This window comes from Psychrobacter sp. GTC18467 (assembly GCF_055397455.1).
This window is the reverse complement of record NZ_AP038920.1, coordinates 1,250,876-1,277,014: the sequence shown is the minus strand read 5'-3', so window position 1 is coordinate 1,277,014 and position 26,139 is coordinate 1,250,876. Positions and strand designations below refer to the sequence as shown.

General features: G+C 46.5%; 24 protein-coding genes and 1 riboswitch. Of the genes, 18 read left to right on the top strand and 6 right to left on the bottom strand.

All coding sequences use genetic code 11. From position 1 onward, the window contains the following. Positions 1 to 338 precede the first annotated feature (338 nt). From ACZ5XY_RS05475 to ACZ5XY_RS05455, 5 genes are all read left to right on the top strand, one after another. Positions 339 to 1,457, top strand: coding sequence for an AOC03_06830 family ribosome hibernation factor (locus tag ACZ5XY_RS05475; RefSeq protein ID WP_464743605.1), 1,119 nt, complete (start codon positions 339 to 341; stop codon positions 1,455 to 1,457). A gap of 133 nt (positions 1,458 to 1,590) precedes the next feature. After that, on the top strand, positions 1,591 to 2,400 hold the full coding sequence (locus ACZ5XY_RS05470) for a glutathione S-transferase N-terminal domain-containing protein (RefSeq protein WP_464743603.1): 810 nt from the start codon (positions 1,591 to 1,593) through the stop codon (positions 2,398 to 2,400). 78 nt (positions 2,401 to 2,478) lie between these two features. Further along, the gene (locus tag ACZ5XY_RS05465) at positions 2,479 to 3,234 is read left to right on the top strand and encodes an endonuclease/exonuclease/phosphatase family protein (RefSeq protein ID WP_464743601.1); all 756 of its coding nucleotides are present in this window, start codon (positions 2,479 to 2,481) and stop codon (positions 3,232 to 3,234) included. Positions 3,235 to 3,272: 38 nt separating this feature from the next. Beyond that, on the top strand, positions 3,273 to 4,274 hold the full coding sequence (locus ACZ5XY_RS05460; protein WP_464743599.1) for an NADP-dependent oxidoreductase: 1,002 nt from the start codon (positions 3,273 to 3,275) through the stop codon (positions 4,272 to 4,274). Positions 4,275 to 4,310: 36 nt separating this feature from the next. Next, the gene (locus tag ACZ5XY_RS05455) at positions 4,311 to 4,517 is read left to right on the top strand and encodes a hypothetical protein (protein ID WP_464743597.1); all 207 of its coding nucleotides are present in this window, start codon (positions 4,311 to 4,313) and stop codon (positions 4,515 to 4,517) included. Positions 4,518 to 4,565: 48 nt separating this feature from the next. Here the strand turns inward: ACZ5XY_RS05455 and ACZ5XY_RS05450 are convergent, their stop codons facing one another. Together ACZ5XY_RS05450 and ACZ5XY_RS05445 are read right to left on the bottom strand one after the other, a co-directional pair. Next, positions 4,566 to 5,456, bottom strand: a complete 891-nt coding sequence (locus tag ACZ5XY_RS05450) for an alpha/beta fold hydrolase (protein WP_464743595.1) — start codon at positions 5,454 to 5,456, stop codon at positions 4,566 to 4,568. After that, positions 5,446 to 7,359: an ABC transporter ATP-binding protein gene (locus ACZ5XY_RS05445; protein WP_464743593.1), complete on the bottom strand. Its 1,914-nt coding sequence runs from the start codon at positions 7,357 to 7,359 to the stop codon at positions 5,446 to 5,448. The genes ACZ5XY_RS05450 and ACZ5XY_RS05445 overlap by 11 nt, the downstream gene beginning before the upstream one ends. Positions 7,360 to 7,625: 266 nt before the next feature. Here ACZ5XY_RS05445 and ACZ5XY_RS05440 point away from each other — a divergent pair, with 266 nt between their 5' ends. Then, positions 7,626 to 8,507 carry an EamA family transporter gene (locus ACZ5XY_RS05440; protein WP_464743591.1) on the top strand — a complete coding sequence of 294 codons (882 nt, stop codon included), beginning with the start codon at positions 7,626 to 7,628 and terminating at the stop codon, positions 8,505 to 8,507. A gap of 175 nt (positions 8,508 to 8,682) precedes the next feature. Continuing rightward, positions 8,683 to 9,582, top strand: coding sequence for a fructose bisphosphate aldolase (locus ACZ5XY_RS05435; protein ID WP_464743589.1), 900 nt, complete (start codon positions 8,683 to 8,685; stop codon positions 9,580 to 9,582). A gap of 104 nt (positions 9,583 to 9,686) precedes the next feature. On the opposite strand, the gene thiC is transcribed toward ACZ5XY_RS05435, so the two are convergent. Next, complete coding sequence (gene thiC, locus ACZ5XY_RS05430; protein WP_464743587.1) at positions 9,687 to 11,660, bottom strand: phosphomethylpyrimidine synthase ThiC; 1,974 nt, start codon at positions 11,658 to 11,660, stop codon at positions 9,687 to 9,689. 219 nt (positions 11,661 to 11,879) lie between these two features. Next, a riboswitch (TPP riboswitch) is annotated at positions 11,880 to 12,004 on the bottom strand. 206 nt (positions 12,005 to 12,210) lie between these two features. On the opposite strand from thiC, the gene pstS reads away from it, so the two are divergent. The 5 genes from pstS to phoU all read left to right on the top strand — a co-directional run bounded on the left by pstS (position 12,211) and on the right by phoU (position 17,190). Beyond that, complete coding sequence (gene pstS, locus ACZ5XY_RS05425; RefSeq protein WP_464743585.1) at positions 12,211 to 13,368, top strand: phosphate ABC transporter substrate-binding protein PstS; 1,158 nt, start codon at positions 12,211 to 12,213, stop codon at positions 13,366 to 13,368. Positions 13,369 to 13,441: 73 nt separating this feature from the next. Continuing rightward, positions 13,442 to 14,410: a phosphate ABC transporter permease subunit PstC gene (gene pstC, locus ACZ5XY_RS05420; protein ID WP_464743583.1), complete on the top strand. Its 969-nt coding sequence runs from the start codon at positions 13,442 to 13,444 to the stop codon at positions 14,408 to 14,410. A gap of 99 nt (positions 14,411 to 14,509) precedes the next feature. Continuing rightward, positions 14,510 to 15,391, top strand: a complete 882-nt coding sequence (gene pstA, locus ACZ5XY_RS05415) for a phosphate ABC transporter permease PstA (protein ID WP_464743780.1) — start codon at positions 14,510 to 14,512, stop codon at positions 15,389 to 15,391. Between the two features lie 165 nt (positions 15,392 to 15,556). Continuing rightward, on the top strand, positions 15,557 to 16,351 hold the full coding sequence (gene pstB, locus ACZ5XY_RS05410) for a phosphate ABC transporter ATP-binding protein PstB (RefSeq protein ID WP_464743778.1): 795 nt from the start codon (positions 15,557 to 15,559) through the stop codon (positions 16,349 to 16,351). 107 nt (positions 16,352 to 16,458) lie between these two features. Further along, positions 16,459 to 17,190 (top strand): phosphate signaling complex protein PhoU, encoded by a 732-nt coding sequence (gene phoU, locus ACZ5XY_RS05405; RefSeq protein WP_464743581.1) that lies wholly within the window; start codon positions 16,459 to 16,461, stop codon positions 17,188 to 17,190. 3 nt (positions 17,191 to 17,193) lie between these two features. Here the strand turns inward: phoU and ACZ5XY_RS05400 are convergent, their stop codons facing one another. Continuing rightward, positions 17,194 to 17,487 (bottom strand): oxidative damage protection protein, encoded by a 294-nt coding sequence (locus tag ACZ5XY_RS05400; RefSeq protein ID WP_464743580.1) that lies wholly within the window; start codon positions 17,485 to 17,487, stop codon positions 17,194 to 17,196. Between the two features lie 171 nt (positions 17,488 to 17,658). Continuing rightward, a complete protein-coding gene (argH, locus tag ACZ5XY_RS05395; protein ID WP_464743776.1) occupies positions 17,659 to 19,032 on the bottom strand; it encodes an argininosuccinate lyase in 1,374 nt (457 codons plus the stop codon). A gap of 152 nt (positions 19,033 to 19,184) precedes the next feature. Here argH and ACZ5XY_RS05390 point away from each other — a divergent pair, with 152 nt between their 5' ends. The 6 genes from ACZ5XY_RS05390 (at position 19,185) to ACZ5XY_RS05365 (ending at position 24,872) form a co-directional block, all read left to right on the top strand. Next, positions 19,185 to 20,297, top strand: coding sequence for a sensor histidine kinase (locus ACZ5XY_RS05390; protein ID WP_464743578.1), 1,113 nt, complete (start codon positions 19,185 to 19,187; stop codon positions 20,295 to 20,297). Between the two features lie 295 nt (positions 20,298 to 20,592). Next, positions 20,593 to 21,330, top strand: a complete 738-nt coding sequence (locus ACZ5XY_RS05385; RefSeq protein WP_464743576.1) for a LytR/AlgR family response regulator transcription factor — start codon at positions 20,593 to 20,595, stop codon at positions 21,328 to 21,330. A 131-nt stretch (positions 21,331 to 21,461) separates the two neighbouring features. After that, positions 21,462 to 22,466 carry a hydroxymethylbilane synthase gene (gene hemC, locus ACZ5XY_RS05380; protein WP_464743574.1) on the top strand — a complete coding sequence of 335 codons (1,005 nt, stop codon included), beginning with the start codon at positions 21,462 to 21,464 and terminating at the stop codon, positions 22,464 to 22,466. Beyond that, positions 22,450 to 23,316 (top strand): uroporphyrinogen-III synthase, encoded by an 867-nt coding sequence (locus ACZ5XY_RS05375; RefSeq protein ID WP_464743572.1) that lies wholly within the window; start codon positions 22,450 to 22,452, stop codon positions 23,314 to 23,316. The genes hemC and ACZ5XY_RS05375 overlap by 17 nt, the downstream gene beginning before the upstream one ends. Positions 23,317 to 23,353: 37 nt before the next feature. Then, positions 23,354 to 24,349: a hypothetical protein gene (locus ACZ5XY_RS05370; RefSeq protein WP_464743570.1), complete on the top strand. Its 996-nt coding sequence runs from the start codon at positions 23,354 to 23,356 to the stop codon at positions 24,347 to 24,349. Positions 24,350 to 24,395: 46 nt separating this feature from the next. After that, a complete protein-coding gene (locus ACZ5XY_RS05365; protein ID WP_464743568.1) occupies positions 24,396 to 24,872 on the top strand; it encodes an acyl-CoA thioesterase in 477 nt (158 codons plus the stop codon). A 98-nt stretch (positions 24,873 to 24,970) separates the two neighbouring features. On the opposite strand, the gene ribBA is transcribed toward ACZ5XY_RS05365, so the two are convergent. Continuing rightward, a complete protein-coding gene (gene ribBA / locus ACZ5XY_RS05360; protein ID WP_464743567.1) occupies positions 24,971 to 26,083 on the bottom strand; it encodes a bifunctional 3,4-dihydroxy-2-butanone-4-phosphate synthase/GTP cyclohydrolase II in 1,113 nt (370 codons plus the stop codon). Positions 26,084 to 26,139: the final 56 nt, after the last annotated feature.

Here is a 26,139-nt window from a genome sequence, read left to right as displayed (position 1 = left end):
CGGTAAACGCGCAGTATAACTATTGATATATTGGCAGCACTCTACTTTATCAAGCCAAATTAATTTTATTCTAGCAATTGCAACGACGTTAAATGAAACTAAGCCAAATAAAATACCAGTTTAAAGGTCATAGTTGTTAAAGATCATAGTTACAAAGCCTCACCAATTGCTTGCAAAGCAACCATATAGAACGTAAAGTTATCTTGATAGCATCAATAAAGGCACTGCAGACTTGCAATGAAACGTTTTGATTTGTCGCCCTCGTTGGCGATGAACATCAAAGCGGTTAAATTGCCGCTAACAATAATAAAAGAGAATGACAAGAAGGAGCTGAATTAATGAAAGCCACCCTAAAAAGCTTACAAGACGCCAAAGCCAACCCTGCGGTCAGCATTTTTGTGAAGACCCACCGTGAGCATCCGGACAACAGCACCGACCCCATTGCCTTAAAAAATCAGCTTAAGCTTGCCGAGGAGCGCTTAACTCAAGAATACGATAAAAAAACTGCCACCGCCGTCCTCGAACAAATCCATAAAAAAACGGACGATTTGAACCACAATTATAACTTAGATACTTTAGCGATTTTTGCCAGCCCTGATGATGCCACCATCGTTCGAATGCCGCTTGATACGCCTGAGCGTATCGTAATTTCAAACCGCTTTGCGACCCGAGATTTGGTTCGCGATATGGCAAGTGCCGTTCATTATTACACCGTGGTGCTGACCCGCGATAAAGCGCGCTTGATTGAAGCGGCAAATGACCGCGTGGTTCAAGAGTTTGATGAGCACAGCAAATTGCAAGTTAATATGGAAAATATCAAATTCCCTATTGATAACAATGGCTTATATACCACAGGGGATGCCGGCTCTGACCGCTCAACCAACAAAGAAAACAGCTATCTGCAAGAGTTTTTTAATCAAGTCGATAAAAGCGTCCAAGAAATTTGGGGTGAACAAAAAATGTCATTGGTCGTCGTTGGCGATACCAAAAACATCGGCTACTATAAAGAGGTTTGCGACCGCCCAGACAACATCATTGCGACCGTTTCCAACTTAACCGACCTTGAAAACGGCAGCGCTCAGCGCATCATTGATGGCGTTCAAGAAGCCATTGAGGACTACCGCACCTCACTTCACAAAGCCGCCATGGGCGAGATTGACAAAGCCCGCGGTGCAGGAATGCTCTTGACGGATCTGCAAGAAATTTACCGCGCTGCCAACCAAGGCGCAGGCGAGACGCTTTATGTCCGCCGTGGTTATATTCAAGCGGCTAAGGTTGATGAGGAAAAACTGACGCTTAGCACTGTAGATAATAGTGACCCTGCTGACAAAAATATCAGTGATGACGTGGTTGGCGATATTATTGCTCAAGTCACCCAAAATGGCGGCAAAGCAATTTTTATGCCGCAAGAGATGATGGCGTCTGAGCAGCCACTGGCGCTGATTACCCGTTATTAAGGGTTGGCTTTTTATAATTAAAAAGGTAAGTTAAGCCGGTTTGACAGCAAGCCGGCTTCCTTAGCTTTACTTGTCTTGTTATAGCTTGTCCTGCTATCACTTATCTCATTGTCACTTGCTTAGGATGATTTTGATGATTATTCCAAACAGCTCCTTAGGATTTAAAATAAAAAGCGCGCAAGCAACCGCAAGCACCCTGCTTCGCGGCGGTCTTGGCAACATGGGAACGCCAACGCCCATTTTGCCTAAAAAAATGCTGGTGCTTTATGAGCATGAAGCTTGTCCGTACTCGCGCCGCGTCCGTGAGGTGATGACCTGTTTAAATCTTGATTTCGAAAGCCGACCAAGTCCGCATAAAGGTCACGTTTACCGCGATGAGTTAAAAGAGATTTCCGGAAAAACGCAAGTGCCGTTTTTGATTGATGACAATACCGACGATAAAATTTCGGACTCACAACAAATCATCGACCATTTATTTAAGCATTATTCAAAAGACGGTAAAACGCCAAAAAAATACCAAGCCAATGACGGCGATAATGCAAGCTTGCTCAACAAATCGGCAAGCATTGCCTCAATGATGCGCGGGGTTAAAGCGGCGCACCCCAAAAAAAATAAAGACCGCGGTCGCCCTGATGAGCCGCTGCATTTATATGGCTTTGAAGCCAGTCCGTTTTGCCGGTTGGTTCGCGAAAAGTTAAGCGAGCTTGAAGTGGGCTACATCAATCATAACGTTGCCCGCGAGCAAATTGAGGACATCGGCGCGTTTGGCGTTCGCTTGAATTTGGGCGATTATCAGCCCATTAAAGGCGGAAAGCGTGAACGAATTATGAACGAAGTCATGGACGGCAAATTGCAATTTCCCTACCTTGTTGACCCGAATACCAACACCAAAATGTTTGAATCTAAAGACATTATTGATTATTTGATAAAGACTTATGGTTAGCCCCTTGATGCTACGATAAAAAAGCTACAATAAAATTTGACGGTAACCTTTTGCAACTTGATGAGATTAAAGCCAGCTATGACGCCAGACTCTTTTATTTTGACCAGTTATAACATTCATAAAGGCATGTCGCCGCTCAATCGGCAGGTCAAAATGCAAGGAATTGCGGCGGCGCTTCAAGACGTGGGCTCAGATGTCTTATGCTTGCAAGAGGTTCAAGGTCAAAATCTCAAGCGCAATTTGCAATATAATGAATATCCTGACCAGTCGCAACATGAATGGTTTGGCGAGTACTTGTGTTTGCAAAACAGCTATGGCAAAAACTGCGAGTATGAAAACGGTCATCACGGCAATGCGGTATTAAGCCGGTATCCCTTAGACCCCAAACATAACGTCAATATCACGGTCAATAAGCTTGAGCAGCGCGGCGTTCTGCACTGTGAGGTTCAGCCGGAGGGTTGGGAGTTGCCTGTTGTTATTTTATGCGCCCATTTAAATTTACTTGAGCGCGACCGAGTCAAGCAGTACCAAGCCATCAGTGATTACGTCAAAAACTGCATCGAAAGCGACCAACCGCTCGTTTTGGCAGGAGACTTTAACGACTGGAAAAAGCTGTCTTGCGACAAACTGGCAAGCAGCCTTGGCATGACCGAAGCTTTTAAGTCGTGTCATGGCAAGCTGCTTCCGACCTTTCCGGCAAAATTGCCCGTATTAAGCCTTGATAGAATTTATGTTCGTAACTTAATTGTCAAAGATGCTTGGGTGCATTCAGGAAAACCGTGGTCAACTTTATCTGACCATCTGCCCATCAGCGCGCGCTTGGCTCGAGTTTAATTGCTCATTTAAAACATAATAAGTTAAAGGAACATCTTATGACGTCCAATCAAAATCTGCCAACCTCACAACATGCGGTGATTATCACCAGATTTGGCGACCCTGACGTCATGAGTTATCAAGATGGTGTTGCTGTCCCAAGCTTAAAAGACGGTCAAGTTTTGGTAAAAATTGCCGCTGCCGGAATCAATCCGGTTGATTATAAAACGCGCCAAGGTAAAGGTTGGGGCGCGGACAACATTCAAAAGGCTAAGTTTGACTTTGATGACGCCGCGATTTTGGGCTTTGATTTGGCAGGAGAAGTCATTGCCAGTCAAAGTGACAAGTTTAACATCGGCGATAACGTTGCTGCCCTTAACTTTGATGGTGGCTGCTATGCTCAGTTTGTCGCCGTCGATGATAAATTGCTTGCCAAAATCCCCGAAAATGTCAGCTCAACCCAAGCCGGAGCGCTCCCTTGCGCCGGTCAAACGGCACTGCAATTTTTGGACTTTGCCGACATCAAAAAGGGCAGCCACGTGGTGATGAATGCTCCTGCCGGCGGCGTGGGTCACATTTTAATTCAACTGCTTATGCAAAAAGTAAAAGCGGATAATTTAAAAGTCAGCGTCATTTGCTCCCCTGAAAAGTACCAAAAGCTCGATAAGCTCATTGATAAAAATCATTTGGCAGGCTGGATTGATTACACTAAAAATGAAAACTTTCCAAAGTTAGAAGCCGACGTGTTGCTTGATTTGGTTGGTGATGATGCCGGCGTTCAAGCGCTTACTACGCTAAAATCTGGCGCTCGCGTGTTGGTATTGCCGACCATTTGGGCAGATAAGCTTAAAAAAGCCGGAAAAGATAAAAACTTAAGCGTTGAGGGTTTTGCCGTGACGCCAAACGGCGATAGCATGGGACAAATTTTACAAAAGCTTGCGGGCGGCGAGATTAAACTTCATATTGATAAAGAATTTGCCTTATCGGACGCCATTGCTGCCCATAAGCAGCTTGAAAAAGGTGACAGCTTTGGCAAAATCGTCTTGCAAGTCAGTGATTAATAATTTAATCCTCATTAGCTTATAAAAAGGTGCATTATGACGCGGCTGCAAATGGTAACTTTAATAGCTTGGCTGCTGTTTGTGCCCTATTATTTTTTTATGAAGCATTGGGAGCAAACGGTAATTGCCCCCATTCGCATTGATTTGCTGATTATTTATCCAGTTTTAGGACTGTTAACGCTTGCGTTGCTAATTCAGTGGCTTGTTAAAGTTTATCGTAATAGCCGACCAAATCAACGGTAACTTAATTTTAAGCTAAATCAGGCAGCAGATTTTTTGAATGAAACGCGGTCATGAGGATGCTTGATGGTCTTTTAAAATAAGCTGAGCGCAAATTTCCGGCGCTTCCATCGGCAATAAATGCCCAAAGTCATTAAGCGTGATGATTTGCTCATTATTAATAAAGTGCTGCCAGTTGTTCCGGACTTTTTGGCTCAAAAATAAGGTAGGTTTGCCAAGGATTAGGGTAAAAGGAAGCTTTTTTTGTAATAAAGCTTTTAGCGCGTCATCAATAAATGGCGTTCCAAAATAATTGGCAAGCTCTTGCTTGGGCTCAAAAATAAGCTGATAGCCGTTATCGGTTTTGATAAGGCTATGATCAGCAAAGATTTTCAAATATTTATCATCAATTCGCCGAAACGCTTTTAATGCTCGTAATTGCGCCAAGTAATCTGCCACGCTTTGCCAGTTGTTTTGCTTAGCTTGGGTACTTTTAAAAGGCTCTTGGGTCATTTTAAGCGCTCGCGGCAACAGGTTATAAACCCAAGTTTGCGCTTTGGTAAAGGTGACCGGCTCAAGCAGATACAACTTTGAAAACAGCTCTGGACGCTTTGCCGCAGCAATGGCAGTGGCGGTTGCCCCTTGGGAATGACCTATACCGATGACTGGCTTATCCTGAGTTTGTTCTAAAAATTCAATTAAAACGTCGGCATCTTCTTCGCGGGTAAGTTTGTTAGCGGTCGGTTTGTCAAACCAATAGCCACGCAGGGCAAGCGAGGTTAAATCAAAATCAGGTTTCAGTCGTTCAAGGAGCGGCAGGTAGCAGCCGATTGCAAAACCATTACCGCCATAAAAATGAGCAATGGGCTTTTTTTGTGGTGAATATGCCGAAAAGTCAAAATAACGGGCGTTTTTTCCCGAAATCATCACGCTTTTTTCAGCATCAAATAACTTATTCATCATTATCGAACTCGTCGCTGTCACCCAAAAAGCCGCCACTTTGCCGCTGCCAAAGTCCGGCGTAAACACCATTTTGGGCAAGCAGTTCATCATGGCTGCCTTGCTCGATGATTTGACCTTTATCCATGACCACCAATCGATCAAGGGCAGCGATGGTTGATAGGCGATGGGCAATGGCAATCACGGTTTTGCCGGTCATGATGTCGTTTAAGCTTTCGGTGATGGCAAATTCAATCTCAGAATCTAGCGCACTGGTGGCTTCATCAAGCAGCAAAATCGGCGCGTTTTTGAGCATCACGCGGGCAATGGCAATGCGCTGACGTTGACCGCCGGACAGCTTGACGCCGCGCTCGCCGACTTGAGTATCAAGCCCGCTATTGCCTTTGTCATCAAATAAGTCTTTGATAAAGTCCCAAGCTTGCGCTTGTTTGGCGGCGTTAATGATGTCCTCATCAGTGGCATCAGGGCGACCATAAGCAATATTTTCGCGGATGGTTCGATGAAGTAGGGAGGTATCTTGGGTAACCATGCCGATTTGTTGGCGCAGCGACTCTTGGGTGACGCTGTCGATGGCTTGACCGTCGATGCAAATTTTACCTGAATCGACATCATAAAAGCGCAGTAGCAAATTAACGAGCGTTGATTTTCCGGCGCCTGAGCGACCAACCAAGCCAATTTTTTCGCCGGATTTGATATTTAAATAAAAATTGTCTAACAGCTTTTTGGGCGCAATGCCGTTGGCTTCATCAATGGTTATGCCTTCTAAATCTTTGACGTCATCGTCGCGCTGATAGCCAAAATCAACATGATCAAAAGTGATTTGACCGTTTGTGACGACTAGCGGCTTGGCATCCGGTTTATCAACGATAGTTTGCGGTGCGGACAGCGTTTTCATGCCATCTTGAACTATGCCGATACTTTCAAACAGGCTTGAGGTTTGCCACATAATCCAGTGCGTAAGACCGTTCAATCTAAGCGCCATTGCGGTTGCTGCGGCAATTGCCCCAACGCCAACCGCGCCTTTTTGCCAAAGATAAATGCCAATTCCTGCCGTCGTTCCCACCAAAATTACGCTAACGATATGGTTTGCCACTTCCAAATAGCTGACCCAGCGCATTTGCGCATGAACCGTTCCTAAAAATTGCCCCATCGCGTGTTTGGCGTAACTGAGCTCGCGGCGCGAGTGGCTGAACAATTTGACCGTCATAATATTGGCATAAGCATCGGTCACCCGACCCACCATCAAGGCGCGAGCGTCAGCTTGAACGATGGCGGAGCGTTTTAATCGCGGGATAAAAAACCACATGGTCAAGCCAAAAAGCACCGTCCAAATGATAAACGGAATGAGTAAAAGACGGTCTAAATTAAATAAAATGACGCCGGTGGTGATAAAATAAACGGTCACATACATCAGCATATCGGTGACCGTCATCACCGTATCACGAACCGCAAGCGCCGTTTGCATCACCTTTGCCGACACCCGACCTGAAAACTCATCTTGATAAAACTGCATCGACTGACCAAGCATGCGCTTATGAAAGTGCCAGCGCATCTGCATCGGGAACACGCCTTGAATCACTTGAAAATGAATCAGGGAGGACAGCGCAATCCAAAACGGACTGACAATAAGCATCGCAAGCATGAGCAGCAGCATGTCGCCTTTTTCTGCCCAAAGCATGACAGGCGAGTAGGTGCCAAGCCAATCAACCAACTTGCCAATCCAAGCAAACAGCAGCGCTTCATAAATGCCAATGCCCGCCGATAAGATCATAAATAGCAGCAGCCAACCGCGAAGCCCTTTGGTACACGCCCATAAAAAATGTAACAGTCCATGCCGTGGTAGCGGCATTGGGCTGTCAGGAAAGGCGGGCAGTCGGGTCTCAAAAAATCGAAATAAAGCGTTCATAAGCAGTCAAAGCGGTCGGTAATTTGCAGTTATTATTGATAAATCAAGCGGATAGTTTAGCAAAATATTACTAATTCTCCTGCAAGGTAATTGTAATTTGAACGCTCTAGGCATTTTTAGAAGGCACTTTTTTCAGGGATTAAGTCGTTCAATGTTAATTAAAAAAATGATTTTAAAATTAAAAATTAAGCAAAAACGTATCTGCGTCACGATAGGCGTTTAAAATAGCAGCGATTTTGAGACACAATAAAGGATTGAGTTAAGTTATGGGGTATTTAGCCATTGCGGTGTGCTGTAGCGTTGCCGTTTCTGTACTGTTAAAGCTGCTTCGGGCGCAACATTTAGACATTCGCCAAACCATTGCTGCCGGCTATCCGATGGCGGTGCTCTTGACCTTTTTATTGCTTAAGCCGGATATTCAAGGTGTTAACAATCTTGGCAACGCTTGGGGCGTGATTGTTGCCCTTGGCATATTATTGCCGTTAGTGTTTGTGATTTTAGGTCGCGCAATTAGCACAGCTGGCATCATTAAAGCGGATGCGGCTCAGCGCTTGTCCTTGATTATCCCGATTATGGCGGCAGCCGTGCTTTTTGGTGAGGTGATTTCGCCAATTCGCGCGCTTGGTTTGGTTACTGGATTACTGGCGCTTGCCGCTTTGGTGATAAAAGCGCCAAAGGCTGATTTGAATCACGTTTCTCATACTCAATCCCAAGCGACTTTATCATCGAAATTTTCTACAACCCTTTGGCTGATGGGTGTTTTTTTAGGCTATGGCGTCATTGATGTGTTATTTAAACACGTTGCCAAACAAGGCGCAGCGTTTCCACTTACGCTTTTTGTCAGCTTTAGCTTGGCGGGGCTATTTTTAGGGGGATATTTACTCTTGCAAAAAACCCAATGGCAGCCCAAAGCATTACTTTTTGGACTGGTGTTAGGCGCGCTCAACGTGGGTAATATTTACGCTTATATTCGCGCCCATCAAGTATTATCCGAGTCGCCAAGTATTGTTTTTACCGGAATGAACGTCGGCGTGATTGTGGTGGCAACAGGAGTTGGGGCGGTTGTTTTTCATGAAAAATTATCAAAGCTGAATATGCTGGGATTGGTTTTGGCGGTGGTGAGCGCAGGGATTTTATTTTTGTTATAGGTTTTCTGATTCTTCGTTTTTTTATTACCGATTTTGTACGGCAATGTTTTAAACGAGGCAATTTTCACTATTGGATTATATGAAGGCGCGTCATCTTGTGCTATGGTGGGCGGTGGAAAATAAGTTGAGAAAAATAAGCGATTAAGACTGACTAACAACAAAGGATGACGACAAGATGACAAACGCCGTTTATGAAAAGCAGCTCGAACGTATCAAAACTGGCAACGGATTTATCGCCGCACTTGACCAAAGTGGCGGCAGCACGCCCAAAGCGCTTGAAAATTATGGCGTAAGCCAGAGTGACTATAACGATGACGAGGGGATGTTTGACCTTGTTCATGAGATGCGCGCTCGCATTATGACTTGTGATTGCTTTGACAATGAGCGCGTTTTGGGCGCAATTTTGTTTGAAGACACCATGGACCGTGAGGTGAACGGCAAGCCGACTGCCAATTATCTTTGGGAAGATAAAAATATTGTGCCGTTTTTAAAGGTGGATAAGGGTTTGGCTGAGCACATGAACGGCGTTCAGGTGATGCGACCGATTCCAAGCCTTGATTTGCTCTTGGACAAAGCCAAAAATTATCCAGTATTCGGCACCAAAATGCGCTCAGTGATTTATGAGCCAAGCGTTGATGGTATTGAGCTTGTCGTTCAGCAGCAGTTTGACGTGGCAAAGCAGATTTTATCGCAAGGCTTTATGCCAATTGTTGAGCCAGAAGTGGACATCAACAGCGAGAAAAAACACGACTGCGAAGTGATTTTAAAAACAGAAATCTTGCGCAATTTAGACAGCTTAGATGACGACCATCAAGTGATGCTTAAACTTACACTGCCTGATGAAGCCGGATTTTATCAAGAGTTGATCGACCATCCAAAAGTAGTGAAAGTGGTGGCGCTATCCGGTGGTTATAGCCGAACAGACGCTTGCGAAAAGCTAAAGCAAAACCCTGGAATGATTGCCAGTTTCTCACGCGCCTTTACTGAAGGTTTGAGTAAACAGCAAAGCGACAAAGAATTTGCCGATACCATTAACGCCTCGATTGATGAGATTTATAGCGCGTCAAAGGTTTAGCTTTAGCGTTAAAATTAGTTGAATAAAAAAACCCTTACGATAACAGTAAGGGTTTTTTTTGTTTAACTGTTAAAAATTAAACTTCCCTTTTTAAACTTCCTTTTTTAAACTTCCTTATACAACTGACGACCTTCTGCGTGGTATTTTTCGGTCATCTCTTTCATGCCCTCATCAATCGCCGCCGCGCTCAAGCTTGCATTGGCATCAAGACCTTTGGCGTACTCACGGACATTTTGAGTGATTTTCATGGAGCAAAATTTAGGGCCGCACATCGAGCAAAAATGCGCCGATTTGTGAGCATCTTTTGGCAAGGTTTCATCGTGGAATTCACGAGCGGTATCAGGGTCAAGCGCCAAATTAAACTGGTCTTCCCAGCGGAACTCAAATCGTGCTTTGGACAGCGCATTATCACGAGCCTGCGCGCCGGGATGACCTTTTGCCAAGTCAGCAGCGTGGGCGGCGATTTTATAAGTGATGATGCCGTCTTTCACGTCTTTTTTGTTCGGCAGTCCCAAGTGCTCTTTTGGCGTCACGTAGCAAAGCATTGCCGTGCCAAACCAGCCAATCATCGCCGCGCCAATGGCACTGGTGATATGGTCGTAACCGGGGGCAATGTCGGTGGTTAAGGGCCCAAGCGTATAAAAAGGCGCATCGCTACAGGTTTCAAGCTGCAAGTCCATGTTTTCTTTAATTCGGTTCATCGCCACGTGACCTGGGCCTTCAATCATCACCTGAACGTCATGCTTCCAAGCGATTTGGGTCAGCTCGCCAAGCGTTCGCAGCTCGCCAAATTGAGCCTCATCGTTGGCATCTTGCAAGCAGCCGGGTCGCAAACCATCACCAAGGCTAAAGGCGACATCGTACTGCTTCATAATCTCGCAAATATCTTCAAAATGGGTGTATAAAAAGTTTTCTTGATGGTGCGCCAAACACCACTGCGCCATAATCGAGCCGCCGCGCGAGACAATTCCGGTTAAACGGTTGGCGGTCATCGGAACGTAGCGCAAAAGGACGCCGGCGTGAATGGTGAAGTAGTCCACGCCTTGCTCGGCTTGCTCAATCAATGTGTCGCGGAAAATTTCCCACGTTAAATCTTCAGCAATGCCATCGACTTTCTCTAACGCTTGATAAATAGGAACCGTGCCAATTGGAACGGGAGAGTTGCGAATCAGCCACTCGCGCGTTTCGTGAATGTGGTTGCCGGTTGACAAGTCCATGATGGTGTCCGCGCCCCACCGCGTCGCCCAAGTCATTTTTGACACTTCCTCATCAATCGATGAGCCAAGCGCTGAGTTGCCGATATTGGCATTAATTTTTACCAAAAAGTTGCGACCGATAATCATCGGCTCAGATTCAGGGTGGTTAATGTTGTTTGGGATAATCGCGCGACCGGCGGCAACCTCATCGCGGACAAATTCAGGGGTAATGATTTTTGGGGTATTGGCGCCAAAGCTTTCGCCGTCGTGCTGACGGGTGTCGGTCAATTCGTGCTGCTTTTGGGTTTCGCGGATGGCAATATATTCCATCTCAGGGGTGATGATGCCGCGGCGGGCGTAGTGCATTTGGGTGACGTTGCCGGCTTTGCCATCGACCAGTTTGGCGCGGCGCGGCTTGTCGATATGAGCAAAGCGCAAATTAGCGGTCGTGATGTCGCGGGCGCGAGCTTGACCGTAGTCGCTTGATAAGGCGTCTAAGCGTTCGGTGTCGCCGCGCTCCTCAATCCAACCTTCACGAAGCTTTGGCAAGCCGCGGGTTAAGTCAATTTGCGCGTTTGGGTCGGTATAAACGCCTGAGGTGTCATAAACGTAAAACGGCGGATTTTGTTCCCAATCGCTCTCAGGGGTGTCTTGAAGTGGCGTTGGCGATAAGGTAATTTCGCGCATGGGCACTTGAATGTCGGGGCGTGAGCCTTCGAGATACACTTTTTTAGATGCCGGCAAAATGCGGTGCAAATCGCGCGATTCTTCTTCAAACCGCGCGTCTAAGCTTGATCGGTGCGCAGGCGTTTTAAGCGCGTCGGTTTTTGGAGTCTTTTGCTTGGCAGTTGGTGCGTGAATCGTGGGGGTAGATTGAGTCATAAGAAGCTGTCCTAGCTGATGTCCATAAAAGCAACACCGCCAATGACTGCGGAACGCGCGTTTTTTTGACATTTTTGATGACTTTTTTATAAACATAAAAAGCCACATCAAAAACTGAATATCGCAGCAAATAAGTTAACCGAATAAGCTTTAAAACTGTGTTTTAAAAACTAAGCGTAATAACTTATCAAGCATTTCTGCAAGCTCTATTCTCTCAAAAAACCATGCTTAAGACTTCCCTGCGTCGGTGCTAACCGCATCAGGTTCGGCGGGTGTGTCTCAGCGAGCGCTCAAATCAATTGTTAAACTTCATGATTTAAACAACCGCACCCCGAGTCTGTCAGTGTTGAAACTTCCCCTATGCTAGCAAACTTCTGCCTTGAATTCTAATACTATTTTAACGCGTCTTGAATTGTCATTTTTTCGTCATGTTTTTTAGGCGCTTGTTAATACTGTCATCAAACGGTCATCAAATGCTCATCAGATTGTCATCAAAGCTTGGCAATATAACCTTATTCGAGGATTAAATTGATAACTTTTAGGAGCCGTAATGAGCAAAAACTTTCGCCAAGTCAGCATCGTTGCCATGATAGCCACCGCCATGATGCTCAGTGCTTGTAATAAAAGTGTTGATGACGCTAACGCCGCAGACAGTGGCGCAGCAAAAGCTTCAGAAATCACAACTTCAGAAAACACCACCGCAACCGGTAAAAATGACACCATTGCCATGACCATCACCGGTGCTGGGGCATCATTTCCGCAGCCGATTTATGCCAAATGGTCAGCCGATTATCACCAACAAACCGGCGGTCAGGTCAATTATCAGTCGATTGGCTCTTCAGGCGGCATCAAGCAAATCATCGCAGGAACGGTTGATTTTGGGGCGTCAGATGCGCCAATGACCGTTGACGAATTAAATGCCAATAACTTAATCCAGTTCCCAACGGTGATTGGTGGCGTCGTTCCGGTGGTAAATATCAAAGGTATTGCCGCAGGGGCGCTCAAGCTTGATGGCAAAACGCTTGCCGATATTTATTTAGGCAACATTAAAAAATGGAATGATCCTGCCATCACCAAATTAAACCCAGAGTTGAGCTTACCGGACGCTCCCATCACTACTGTATTTCGCTCGGATGGCTCAGGGACGACCTTTAACTTTACCGATTATTTGGCAAAAGTTTCCCCCGATTGGCAAAGTAAGGTGGGCGTGGATAAATCGGTCAATTGGCCAACCGCGAAGCAAGGCGCCGCAGGAAAAGGCAATGAGGGCGTGGCAAGCTATGTGGCTCGAATGAATAACTCGATTGGCTATGTCGAATACGCCTTTGCCAAACAAAATAATATGGCGCATGTGGCGCTCAAAAACGCGGCAGGAAATATCGTTCAGCCGTCAACCGAAAGTTTTGCGGCGGCAGGGGACATTGATTGGTCACAGCAAGCTGGATTTTATAAAGTTATTACCAATGCAGAAACGCCAAACGCTTGGCCAATTGCGGCGGCAACCTTTATTTTGGTGAACAAAACACCAAAAGATGCCAAACAAGCCGCCGGTGTTCTTGCCTTTTTCAACTGGGCATTTGATGAAGGCGATAAAGAAGCCTTAGCGCTTGATTATGTGCCGTTCTCAGACACTGCCGTAGCCTTATTTAAAGACAGTTGGAAACAAGTGGTTGATAAAGATGGCAAGCCCGTTTCTCAGCCAAAATAAGCCTTAAAGCAAATTGCTCCATTTAAAAATCGCCAAATAAGCGCCCAAAACAGTTCAAGGTTAGGATAAAACGATGGCAAGCATGAATCAAGCAAGCATCATTCAGCAAAAACTACGCAAGCAGCAGCGATTAGATGCGCTATTTGTAGGCGTTACCAAGCTTGCCGCGCTGACTGTTTTGGCAAGTTTGGGGGCGATTTTGGTCTCGCTTGTGGTGGGCGCTTGGCCAAGCATTCAAGCGTTTGGATTTGATTTTTATCTTAGCAATCATTGGGACCCAGTGGCAGGGGAGTTCGGCGCGCTTGCGCCCATTTATGGCACGATTATGACCTCCATCATGGCGCTGGTCATTGCCGTTCCTATCAGCTTTGGCATTGCGATGTTTTTGACCGAGCTTTGCCCAAAAGCGCTTAAAAAGCCTTTGGGGATTGCCATTGAGCTGCTTGCCGGAATCCCCTCCATCATTTATGGCATGTGGGGCTTGTTTGTGTTTGCGCCGTTTTTTGGCAATCACATTCAGCCGTGGTTAACTGAACATTTAGGCGAGTTACCCGTTATTGGCAAGCTATTTGTCGGCGCACCCATGGGAATTGGACTATTTTGCGCGGCGCTTGTTTTGGCAATTATGATTATTCCCTTTATTGCTGCCACCATGCGTGATGTGTTTTTGGTGGTGCCAACGCTGCTTAAAGAGTCGGCGTATGGCATGGGGGCGACCACTTGGGAGGTGATGACTAAAGTGGTGCTGCCTTATACCAAATCCGGCGTTGCAGGCGGGGTGATTTTGGGGCTTGGTCGCGCGCTTGGGGAGACGATGGCGGTGACCTTTTTGATTGGCAACACCTTTAATATCAGCCCAAGTTTGTTTGCCTCAGGCGTTTCTATCACCTCAGCGCTCGCTAATGAGTTTGCCGAAGCAGCAACGCCGCTGCATTTATCGGCGCTCTTAAATTTGGGATTGGTACTGTTCTTAATTACCTTTTTGGTACTGGCATGTTCGCGGTTATTGATTGGTCATTTGGACAAGCGGGCAGGACAGTAGTTGTCAAAATAATGAGCGTTAAAACAAAGCGTTTAAGGTTACCGCTATTTTATTATCAAGCGAGCTATTTGAGTTTTTAGGATTGACATTATGACCACCATGAGCGCCACGAATAAGCCCATCCAAGCCCCGCGAGTGTTTAACCAAAGCCGCTATCGCAAGCGTCAATGGCGCAACCAAATCGGCTTGGGATTTGCCATTTTTGCCATGGGATTTGGGCTATTTTGGCTCGGTTGGATTTTGTGGACATTGGTAAGTCACGGCATTACCGGACTTATTGAGATGCCCATCTTTACTCAAGATACGCCGCCGCCAATGAGCTCAGGCGGTCTTAAAAATGCCATTGTCGGCTCAGTGATGATTTCAGGGGCAGGGCTATTTATTGGCGCGCCGATTGGACTGCTTGCAGGGATTTATTTGGCAGAATTTTCAGCAAACAGCCGCCTTGCCAAAGTTATTCGTTTTTTAAATGACATTTTGCTGTCCGCGCCGTCTATTGTTATTGGCTTATTTGTTTATGCGCTGATGGTGAAAAATGCCAGTTTTTCAGGTTGGGCAGGGGCGGTGGCTTTGGGGCTGATTGTCATTCCGGTGGTGGTTCGAACGACGGAAAATATGCTGCTGCTCATTCCAAATGCGCTTCGCGAGGCGGCGTTTGCTTTAGGGACGCCCAAATGGAAGTTGGTGCTTCAAGTCACCATGAAAGCGGCGCGAGCAGGGCTGTTAACCGGAATTTTACTTGCCTTTGCCCGAATCACGGGGGAGACCGCGCCTTTGCTATTTACCGCGCTGAACAACCAATATTTTAGCCTTGATATGGGTCAAGCAATGGGCAACTTGCCGAACACCATTTATCAATTTGCCATGAGCCCTTATGACAACTGGCACGCGCTGGCGTGGTCGGCGGCACTGCTTATTACGCTAAGCGTTTTGGTATTAAACCTTATCGCGCGCTATATCGGTGCTAAAGATTTACATTAACAGATTTGCCCCACTTTTAACGAGACAACCTTCATGACCAAGACCCTTAAAAAACCGCAAAATAAAACCATTTTTAGCCCTTTTGAGCGTGCAAATTTGGCAAAGACTTCGGCAACGGCGCCGGTAACTGGTTTGCCAACAGAGCAATCCCTGAATATCGCGCAAATGCTCACCGATGCTGAGCCTAGTTTTGCTCTTGATTCAGCGCTAGCAAAACTTAAAGTTCGTGAGTTAAACTTTTATTACGGCAAATTTCATGCGCTAAAAAATATCAATATCGACATTCAAGACAAAAAGGTCACTGCGTTTATTGGACCTTCTGGCTGCGGTAAATCAACGCTGCTGCGAAGCTTTAACCGAATGTTTGATTTATACCCAAATATGAAAGCAGAAGGTCAGATTTATCTGGATGACTTGGACGTTTTGGCAAAATCAACGGACGTCAATTTACTGCGCTCGCGGGTTGGCATGGTCTTTCAAAAGCCCACGCCGTTTCCGATGTCGATTTTTGATAACGTGGCGTTTGGCGTTCGTCTTTATGAGACCTTGAGCAAAGCCGAGCTTGCCGAGCGCGTTGAGTGGGCGCTAAAAAAAGCCGCGCTTTGGAATGAGGTTAAAGACAAATTAACCGCCTCAGGATTGTCCTTATCCGGCGGTCAGCAGCAGCGGCTTTGTATTGCGCGCGCGGTCGCCACCCGACCTGAAGTGCTGCTCCTTGATGAGCCAACCTCCGCGCTTGACCCAATTTCAACCGGCGCCATTGAGGACTTAATCGAGGATTTAAAGCAAGATTACACCATTGCGATTGTTACTCATAACATGCAGCAAGCGGCGCGAATCTCCGATGTCACCGCTTATATGTATTTGGGTGATTTGGTTGAAGTGGGCGCCACCGACCAGATTTTTACCAGTCCCAATCAGCAAGCGACCGAGGATTATATTACCGGACGTTATGGCTGATTGCCAAAATCAAAGCAATTTTTAATAAAAACTTTTAATAAAAACTTTGAGTAATTTTAGGTCACTTTTTAAGTGAAACTCTAAATAAATTTCTAGGTAACGCTGCCATGCCGCAATCTTCACCGCACATTTCTCGCCGTTTTGACCAAGATTTAACCGAAGTCTCCAAGCTGTTTTTGAAAATGGGGCAATCGGCAAGCGAGTTGGTCACCTTTGCCATGCGGGCGTTGGTTGAGGGCGATTTTGAGTTAGCCGAGCAAGTGATAGCAGGTGATGATGCCATCAATCAATTAGAGATGCTTATCGATGAGCGCGTTTTGTTGCTGTTTGCCAAACGCCAACCGGCGGCTCGCGATTTACGCTTGGTGGTGGCGATTAGTAAGGGCGTCGTTGATATTGAGCGCATCGGCGATGAAGCGGTAAAAATCGCCCAAATGGCACAAAAAATCATCACCGAGGCGCACTCTTATTGCCATCAAGAAGTTTGGCAATTAAGCAACCAAGTTCGCTTAATGCTCAATTCCGCGCTGATTGCCTTTGAAACTCAAGACGCTAAAGCCGCGTTTACCGTGCTGCAAAGCGCTTGCGACGTTGATTTTGAATACCAATCGGCAACACGCGCTTTGATGACCTACGTCATGGCAGACGCGCGAACCATCAGCCAAGTCATTCATCTTTTGTGGGTGCTGCGGGCGCTTGAGCGTATCGGCGACCACGCCCGCAATCTCGCTGAACTGGTTATTTATATCTGCTCAGGAACGGACGTTCGCCATAGCGATTTTGCCACCGTTCAAAGCGCCATTGAGCAAAGCCAAAGCGCGCCGCAAAATTTGCTTTAACGCTTATTTATTTTCCGGCGTCCAGCCTTGAGCGCGTTCATAATCCTCATTGTCCAAAAATTTATTGCGCTGCTCGGTGATAAATTTTTTGGCTTCAGGGTCAAGCATGCTTAAATGGTTTTCGTTAATCAGCATGGTTTGATGCTCAAGCCACTCTTTCCAAGCTTTATCCGAAACGGTCTCTTGAATTTCACGACCAAGCTTATTGGGAAAGGGCGGATGCGCCATTTTTGGCAACTCTTGATGGTATTTTCGGCAAAATACCGTGTTGGCTTTGGGATTAAATGTTTCTGCCATGGTTCTTATCCTTATTGTAAAATTAATTGTTTCGTTATCATAACAAATGCCGTAATGATTGGGCAAAAAAGAGCGTTTTAAAAATTGGGATTAAAAAAATCAACCTTTAAAGTTTTAGCCAAAAAAATACCCACGATAACGCAGGTATTTTTATTTTAATTGAATGACTAATTATGCAAATTTTTCTAAACGCTTGCGACCGCGCTCAATCGCCTGTTTCACTTGATTTGGCGCAGTGCCACCCAAATGGTCACGAGCAGCAAGCGAGCCTTCGAGCGTTAAGTAATCAAACACATCCTCGCCAATCGCATCACTAAACTGCTGCAACTGTTCAAGCGACAACTCGCTTAAATCAACGCCCTCACGGATTGCCAAAGCGACCGCATTGCCAACCACTTCATGAGCATCGCGGAACGCCACCCCTCGGCGAACCAAATAATCTGCCAAATCGGTGGCGGTGGCGTAGCCTTTCATGGTGGCAGCGCGCATATTATCCGCATTTGGGGTGATGTTCGGCAGCATATCAGCAAAGGCTAAAAGCGAGCCGGTTAAGGTATCAACGCAATCAAACAGCGGCTCTTTGTCTTCTTGGTTGTCTTTATTATAAGCCAGCGGCTGATTTTTCATTAAGGTTAATAGGGTAGTCAACTGCCCAAACACACGAGCGGCTTTTCCGCGAACCAATTCTGGAACGTCAGGGTTTTTCTTTTGTGGCATGATGGACGAGCCGGTACAAAAGCGATCAGGGATTTGCACAAAGCCAAACTGAGCGCTCATCCAAAGGATGATCTCCTCACTCATTCGTGACAGGTGCATCATTAAAATCGACGCCGCTGAAGTAAATTCAATAGCAAAATCACGGTCAGATACCGCATCAAGTGAGTTTTGGCAAATACCTTCAAAGCCTAACAGTTCGGCGGTAATAGTGCGGTCAATTGGAAAGGTCGTTCCGGCAAGCGCGGCGCTACCAAGCGGCATCTGATTGATGCGGCGGCGAGCATCAATAAAGCGCTCGGTATCGCGACCTAGCATCTCAAACCAAGCCATCACGTGATGACCAAAGCTGACCGGCTGCGCGGTTTGCAAATGGGTAAATCCGGGCATGATAGTTGCAGTATGTTTAGCCGCAAGGTCTAGAAGTCCGCTTTGCAGCTTAACCAGTAAGGCAACGATATTGTCGGTTTCCTCACGCAGCCAAAGCCGGATGTCGGTAGCGACTTGGTCGTTGCGGCTGCGACCGGTGTGCAGTTTTTTACCAACGGCGCCGATGATATCGGTCAATCGCGACTCAACGTTCATGTGAACGTCCTCAAGCGCAATTGACCACTGAAATTGACCGGCTTCAACCTCGCTCAGAACTTGTTTGAGTCCCTCGATGATGGTGGCAACCTCATCATCGGTTAAAATACCGCACTTACCAAGCATGGTCGCATGAGCAATTGAGCCTTCAATGTCATGGCGGGCAAAGCGCTGGTCAAAGCCGACGGAGGCGGTAAACGCCGCCACAAAGCTGTCGGTAGCTTCGCTAAATCTGCCGCCCCACATTTGCTGACCAACACTTTGATTTGGTTTCACTGAAGTTGTGCTAGAATTATTTTCAGAAGCATTATTATTTAACGGGTTGTTTGGATGATTATTTGAATCAGGATTGATGACATTTGAAGAAGTGGCGTTCATATCGGTCTAAGACAAGTCAGGTGAATGAGACCTCAAGTATAGCAAAGGATGAGGTCGCGTTACTAGCTGAGCGCTTAGAGTTTTTTATTCCCAAGCTTATCGGGATGATGCAGCCTTGGCAGTGGCTTTTATATATCATCACTTGGTCGCTATTTGTGACGGTGATTGACCGTCATAACTTATTGACGCTCAGCGATTTTATGATTAAATTTGCCAGTCGCGCCTTTCAAAATATTGCCACCATCATTCCAGCGCTGTATTTAATCGACTATTGGCGACCGGTATTTAAACGTATGAACCCCATTCGGGTCAGCGCTTATGTGTTGCTGATGTTGGTGACGGGCGCTATTGTTACCATTTTATTGACCATGTTGCTGCGCATCAATTTGGGCGTCATGGAGTATAACCGCCAAGCTTTCATTTCTAACGTGATGGTAAATGCGGTCATTACCGGCGCTTTTACCTTGGTGTTTTTATTGTATTTTATGCGCCGTTATGAAGAGCTGTCTGCCCTTAAACTGTCCTTTGAGCAAAAACTAAAAGCGCAAAATGATGTGATGAAAGCCCGAATTGCGCCGCATTTTTTCTTTAACACCATCAATAGTTTGACCTCGTTAATTGAATCGAACCCGCCGCGGGCTTCTGAATTATTGCAACATATCTCAGCGCTGTTTCGAGCAAGCTTTAATGGCGCTCGTGAAATCAGCTTTGAAGAAGAAATCGCGCTTTGTAAACACTATTTAGCGATTGAATCTTGCCGGCTTGCGGACAAACTTGAGGTGAACTGGCAGCTTCCAAACGATGACGTCATGTATGACATGGTCATCACCGCACTGACCTTGCAAAGCGTTCTTGAAAAAATGCTGGTAAATGTGGTCGAAAATACCACCGAAACCGTGGTGATGAATATAGAAGCAGACTGGCGACAGCATCGGGTGACGATTGTGATTACCGTTCAGTTGCCAAGCAAAACTTTGGTGGTCGCTCAAAATTTGCGTCAGCATATTGATTTTCGTTTGCAAGCGGAGCGGCTACAAATGTATTTTGGTCAAAGCGCTTATATTCATAGCGATGTGAATAATAAACAAGTCACCACCATCATCAATTATCCGCTGCAAGACGTCAGTATTTAAATCAAAACTGGCAGGAAATAGGCTAAAAAGGCTTAACTATCAAGCGGCTGCTAGAATGTTTGGCACAGTTGTTGCAATTTATTACCGTGATGAGTTGTAGACTGAGTAGGTTGATACAAGTAAAACATGGTATGACATGGTGTCTTTAAGCTTGCAAACAGCGTTCGGTTTTACCAACGCTTGTTGTAGGATTCGCTCATAGCTGCCGCCAAATCGTGATATTATAAATTGAAAAAGTGTTCATGGCTGTAAAAGTTTGGTTTTGGCGATAACCTAGGCGCAAAAGAGGGAAGTTATGCGGATTGTAATTTGTGATGATGAGCCACTTGCTCGCGAGCGCTTGGTTCGGATAGTTCAAGACTCAGGTCATGAAGTGGTGGCGCAAGCAACAACAGGTGCAGAAGCGGTGACGGCGGTAAAAGCTTGCCAACCCGATGTGATCTTGCTTGACATCCGAATGCCTGAGATGGACGGCGTTCGCTGCGCTCAGTTTTTAAACGACCTTGAGCACCCGCCGGCGATTATTTTTGTGACCGCTTATGACCACTATGCGATAGCCGCCTTTAAAGCCAATGCCATTGGTTATTTGCTGAAGCCCGCCAATAAAGATGAGCTGATTGAGGCATTATCCAAAGCTAAAAATTTAAATGCCGCTCAGCTCAATGCCATCCGCCAACTTGAAGACCCAACCGCAAGACCGCTGCGAGAGCATATTGCCGCAAGAACCCATCGCGGTATGAAATTGATTCCGCTTAAAGACATTTACTATTTTACCGCCGATCAAAAGTACGTCAAAGTTCGCTATAAGGACGGTATTGTTTTGATTGATGAAACGCTCAAAGAACTTGAAAGTGAGTTTGGCGAGCGCTTATTTCGCGTTCATCGTAATGCCATTATTAATTTGGGATTTTTAGACTATTTAGAATCGATTGATTCAGGGCAATACCAAGTTCGCTTTAAAGGTATCGAGGAGACTTTGGCAGTCAGCCGCCGCCATTTACCGATGCTTCGCGATAAAATTCAAAGCATGTAGCCGTTAACTGCAAGCCAATTTCGATCTTAACCATGTGGTCATACCATCATGCCCTTATTTGTGCTTAAATAGGGGTATTTTTTTGCGCCAAGACCAATTGAACTTTTTCAAGATTGACCACTGAGAATATTATGACCAATCAGCCCTCGACCATCTCAACCTTAACCATTGCCACGCGCCAAAGTCCGCTGGCGCTTTGGCAAGCGGAACACATCCGTGATCGCCTGACAGAACTGTATCCAAACCTTGAGGTAAAATTGCTAAAAATTGTCACTAAGGGTGACAAAATTTTGGACACGCCGTTGGCTAAAATCGGCGGCAAAGGCTTGTTTGTCAAAGAGCTTGAGCAAGCGATGTATGATAAAACCGCCGACATTGCCGTTCACTCTTTAAAAGACGTTCCGATGGTATTGCCTGAAGGGTTGATGCTTGGGGCGTATTGTAAACGCGCCGCGCCAACCGATGCCTTTGTGTCTAATACTTATAACAGCTTAGAAGAGCTGCCTAAGGGCGCGGTGGTTGGTACCTCAAGCCTGCGCCGTCAGTGCCAAATTAAGCACTATCGACCCGATTTGCAAATCAAAACCTTGCGCGGTAACGTCGGAACAAGGCTGTCAAAGCTTGATGCCGGCGACTATGACGCGATTATTTTGGCAACCAGTGGGCTTCAGCGCATTCATTTAGAAGACCGTATTAAAGGTGAGCTTGATATTGACGTGAGCCTTCCGGCGGTCGGTCAAGGCGCGCTTGCCATTGAATGCCGCGAGGGTGATGAGGCGATATTGCAGCTGCTTGCGCCATTAAATGATGACCAAGCAAGAATCCGCCTGATTGCTGAGCGTGCCTTAAACCGGCATTTAGAAGGCGGCTGTCAAGTGCCAATTGCAGCGTTTGCCGTTCTTGAAAATAAGAACGACAGCAACGGTAACAATAACCAAACCCTTTGGCTTCGTGGTCGCGTTGGTCAAGCCGATGGCAGCGTGCTCTTAAAAGCGGAAAAGCGCATTGAACTTCATGGCTCACAAAGTGATAAAGAAACTCAAGCCAATCAGCTGGGCATTGAGGTTGCCGAGCAGCTGCTTGAAAAAGGTGCCGGCGAGATTTTAGCAGCGATTTATCATGACAATGCCAATTGAAACTGCCGGCGTGATGACGATGCAACATCAGCAATTGCCTTTAGTCATTAATACAAGACCTAGCGAGCGCGCCGCGCCGTTAACCGAGCATTTGAGCAACAATGGCTTTGAGGTCGTTGAGCTGCCGCTGCTGAGCTTGGCAAACCGCGAAACCCGTAGCGCTGATTTGGCATTGATGACCTCTTGGCTTAAGGGCAGTTTTCAAGCGTTGGTTATCGTCAGCCCAACCGCTGCGGAATCTGGGCTTCACGCTTGGCAGCAGCTGATTGACAACGGCTTGGCAACTGCTCTTGATCAGCCGCCAAGCCACATCATTGCGGTCGGTGATGCCACGGCTAAAGTGCTTCACGACTCAATGTTAACTAGCCATTTTGACATTTTACAGCCGTTAATTGCCAATAATGAAGGAATGCTTGCCATGCCTGAGATTGCAGCATTGCAACAAGGCGATAGGCTGCTTGTTTGGCGTGGTCTTGGTGGCCGGCGGCTGCTTGTGGATACCCTGGCGACTCGCGGCGTTAGTATTGATAGCATCGCTTGGTATGAGCGCTTAATGCCGGAGGATGCAGAAAGCAATTTTAACAAGTGGCAGCAAAACTATACGCCAAAGGTAGGCGCGCCGCCGCCCATCGTTATCGTGAGTAGCGGAACGGCGTTTGAAAATTGGCAAGCTATTTTGCAAAACTCAAAAACTAGTCCTAAGCAAAGCTTAAGTGATTTTACTTATGTGGTTTTAGGCGAGCGCTTAGCCAATATGGTCGCAGAGCATCATCTTGAGTTTATCCGCGTGGAAGATTTAAGTCCCGAAACCATTTTGGCAGCATTCTTAGCGCAAAAGCCTGCGCTATAATTAACCGTGGTCATTAAAAGGCATCAAGGAGGCAAGTTTGGGTCGCAATCGAAATCAGCAAGATGCTCATGTTGCAAATAAATCGCCTTCCATGCCGTATCAGCGCCGGCAAGTCAGCGTTTGGCTGTCACGGTTGCAATGGCTTATCATATTTTTGCTAATTTTAGCTTGGATTTGGTTGATGTTGGCGCAATCAAAATTTGAGCAAAAAATTAACGAGCGGCTGCAAACCAATGAGCAGCTGACCACGCGCTTAAACGATATGGACGACCGCCTGTTTGCCATCAGTCAGCAAGCGCTTCCTGAACCTAAGGGAGACATGAGCAATCAAGCGCAAAATCAGCTTGATTTGTTAAAGATTCAAATTCAAGCGGCAACGCGGCTGCTTGACGATAACAATTTACCGGCGACCATTGAACTGCTTCGCGGGCTGCAATGGCAGTTGTCGCAAAGCAGCAACGAGATTGCCCCAGCCTTGACTATTGTCATCAAAAACAGCCTGAATCAAGACATTGAACGCCTGCAAGCTCAAAGCCTACAAACCAATCCTTGGCAACGGCAAAACCTTGCCATTCAAAACATCCAAACCTTTTTACATCAGTTAAGCCATAAGCAATCGGCAACCATTTCGCAGCAGCAGCTTGTCATTCATGAAGTCATTATGACCTTAAACCTTGCCATTCAAGCCAGCAATTTGCATCATGGGGACGAAACGGTCAGTTATTTACGCCAATCGCGCGAGCAGTTAGCAAGTTTGCAAAGCACGTCAGCTACCGCGCAAAATAGCAGTGATGACGCAAAATCTGTTGCCAAAAAAGCCCTCGACCAACTCACCAAAAACAGCGCCGAAAAAGACAAAAACGTGGCGAACAGTGATGAGGCTAATAAAGTCGCCGCGCCAAGTAGCGCAAGCGATAACACGCCGACCACATTGCCCGAGGCGATTGCTGCGATTGATGCGCTTATTGAAAATAAACCTGCCGCCATTACCTTGGTGACTGCTCAGATGTTGAACCAAAAAAACGCCCACTGATATAATCGGGATTTTATACTATTTATTCATCTAAGGGATGACCATCATGACGGCTCTTCACGACATCACTCAGCCAAGCTTTCAGCGTCCCGAGGAGCTATCACAGTTTCCGGTCATTCATCCGCAGCCCATCCATTGGGGCGAGATGGACGCCTTTAATCATTTAAATAACGTGGTATTTTACCGCTATGCTGAATCCGCGCGGATTGCTTATTTATTTGCTTTAAAGATGTTTGATGGCGACATGGTGACCGTTCTTGCCGAGTCAAGCTGCAAATATTTGCGCCCCGTGACCTATCCGGACACCTTGCTTATCGGCGTTCGCTGCCGCCATTTAGGAACGACAAGCATCATTATGGAATACAGCTATTTTAGCACCGCGCAAAACGCCGTGGTTGCCACCGCCGATGCCGTCATCGTTCGCCTTGACAGCAGCGCCAGCAAAAAAGTGGCTTGGTCAGAAGAAGAGCGTGATGCTTTATTTGACCTTGAAGCCAAATTTGGGCACACGCCCTCGCATTAATGTGAGCTATTGAATGGATGTTAATGGTTAAAATTAAACCATAAAAAAAAGCAGAAGCCAAAAGTGGGTTCTGCTTTTTTATGATAAAAATTTAACCGTTATTCATCATCTTTGGGCGCGCTGACAAAATCAACCACGTTTAAATCAAATCCTGATAACGCATGAAACTTCATTGGCGAGGACAATAGGCGCATATCGCGGACGCCCAAATGCCGCAAAATCTGAGCGCCAACGCCAATGCTTCGGTACGGCTGCTGAGCAAGGGTTGATTGTGATTTTTTGCCCGCGGCTTTATCTAAGGCCTCGCCCAAATCGACCGGCTGATTGCTGCCAATCCAAACCAAAACCCCTTGACCGCTGTCACTGATTTCTTTGAGCGCCGCTTGAATGCTCCAACTGCTTCGGCTGCCCAAATCGGTCGCCGCAAACAAGTCACGAAGCGGATGAAACCCATGAACGCGAACCGTGCTCACCCCTGAGCTGACGTCGCCTTTGACCAACGCCAAATGCGTCTCCTCCGTGCCAAATTCGAGGAAGCGGTGCAGGGTAAAGCTGCCAAATTCGGTATCAAATTCGCGAACTTCGGTTTCTTCCACCGTTTGCTCATTGGCAATTCGGTAATTGATTAAATCGGCAATCGTCCCGATTTTTAGATTGTGCTTTTTGGCAAACACCTCTAAATCATCGCGGCGCGCCATTGTGCCATCTTCATTGATGACCTCAACGATCACCGCTGCTGGCTCAAGCCCTGCAAGTCGTGCCAAATCGCAGCCGGCTTCAGTGTGACCGGCGCGGTGCAAAACCCCGCCATTTTGCGCCATAATCGGGAAAATGTGCCCCGGTTGAACGATATCACTAGGTTTAGCAGCAGCAGCAACGGCAGCTTGAACGGTTCGCGCGCGGTCAGCGGCTGAAATTCCGGTAGAAACGCCTTCGGCCGCTTCAATCGATAAAGTAAAGTTGGTGCTAAATTTAGCTTCGTTGCGCTCACTCATCAGCGGCAAATCAAGCTGACGGCAGCGCGCTTGCGATAAGGTCAAACACACCAAGCCGCGAGCGTGGGTAATCATAAAGTTGATGTCGTCGGCGCGAACGTGGGTGGCGGCCATGATGATATCGCCTTCGTTCTCGCGGTCTTCGTCGTCCATCAAGATGACCATTTTGCCATCGCGAATGTCATCGATGATTTCAGGGATGCTATTTAAGCTCATAAACGCCTCAGAGTTTGGATAAATGGTACTAAAAATTAAAAATTGCGCCCGCAGCT

Coding starts and splice junctions, on each gene's coding strand:
- ACZ5XY_RS05475 (WP_464743605.1), top strand. CDS start 339: ATGAAAGCCACCCTAAAAAGCTTACAAGACGCCAAAGCCAACCCTGCG.
- ACZ5XY_RS05470 (WP_464743603.1), top strand. CDS start 1,591: ATGATTATTCCAAACAGCTCCTTAGGATTTAAAATAAAAAGCGCGCAA.
- ACZ5XY_RS05465 (WP_464743601.1), top strand. CDS start 2,479: ATGACGCCAGACTCTTTTATTTTGACCAGTTATAACATTCATAAAGGC.
- ACZ5XY_RS05460 (WP_464743599.1), top strand. CDS start 3,273: ATGACGTCCAATCAAAATCTGCCAACCTCACAACATGCGGTGATTATC.
- ACZ5XY_RS05455 (WP_464743597.1), top strand. CDS start 4,311: ATGACGCGGCTGCAAATGGTAACTTTAATAGCTTGGCTGCTGTTTGTG.
- ACZ5XY_RS05450 (WP_464743595.1), bottom strand. CDS start 5,456: ATGATGAATAAGTTATTTGATGCTGAAAAAAGCGTGATGATTTCGGGA.
- ACZ5XY_RS05445 (WP_464743593.1), bottom strand. CDS start 7,359: ATGAACGCTTTATTTCGATTTTTTGAGACCCGACTGCCCGCCTTTCCT.
- ACZ5XY_RS05440 (WP_464743591.1), top strand. CDS start 7,626: ATGGGGTATTTAGCCATTGCGGTGTGCTGTAGCGTTGCCGTTTCTGTA.
- ACZ5XY_RS05435 (WP_464743589.1), top strand. CDS start 8,683: ATGACAAACGCCGTTTATGAAAAGCAGCTCGAACGTATCAAAACTGGC.
- thiC (WP_464743587.1), bottom strand. CDS start 11,660: ATGACTCAATCTACCCCCACGATTCACGCACCAACTGCCAAGCAAAAG.
- pstS (WP_464743585.1), top strand. CDS start 12,211: ATGAGCAAAAACTTTCGCCAAGTCAGCATCGTTGCCATGATAGCCACC.
- pstC (WP_464743583.1), top strand. CDS start 13,442: ATGGCAAGCATGAATCAAGCAAGCATCATTCAGCAAAAACTACGCAAG.
- pstA (WP_464743780.1), top strand. CDS start 14,510: ATGAGCGCCACGAATAAGCCCATCCAAGCCCCGCGAGTGTTTAACCAA.
- pstB (WP_464743778.1), top strand. CDS start 15,557: ATGCTCACCGATGCTGAGCCTAGTTTTGCTCTTGATTCAGCGCTAGCA.
- phoU (WP_464743581.1), top strand. CDS start 16,459: ATGCCGCAATCTTCACCGCACATTTCTCGCCGTTTTGACCAAGATTTA.
- ACZ5XY_RS05400 (WP_464743580.1), bottom strand. CDS start 17,487: ATGGCAGAAACATTTAATCCCAAAGCCAACACGGTATTTTGCCGAAAA.
- argH (WP_464743776.1), bottom strand. CDS start 19,032: ATGTGGGGCGGCAGATTTAGCGAAGCTACCGACAGCTTTGTGGCGGCG.
- ACZ5XY_RS05385 (WP_464743576.1), top strand. CDS start 20,593: ATGCGGATTGTAATTTGTGATGATGAGCCACTTGCTCGCGAGCGCTTG.
- hemC (WP_464743574.1), top strand. CDS start 21,462: ATGACCAATCAGCCCTCGACCATCTCAACCTTAACCATTGCCACGCGC.
- ACZ5XY_RS05375 (WP_464743572.1), top strand. CDS start 22,450: ATGACAATGCCAATTGAAACTGCCGGCGTGATGACGATGCAACATCAG.
- ACZ5XY_RS05365 (WP_464743568.1), top strand. CDS start 24,396: ATGACGGCTCTTCACGACATCACTCAGCCAAGCTTTCAGCGTCCCGAG.
- ribBA (WP_464743567.1), bottom strand. CDS start 26,083: ATGAGCTTAAATAGCATCCCTGAAATCATCGATGACATTCGCGATGGC.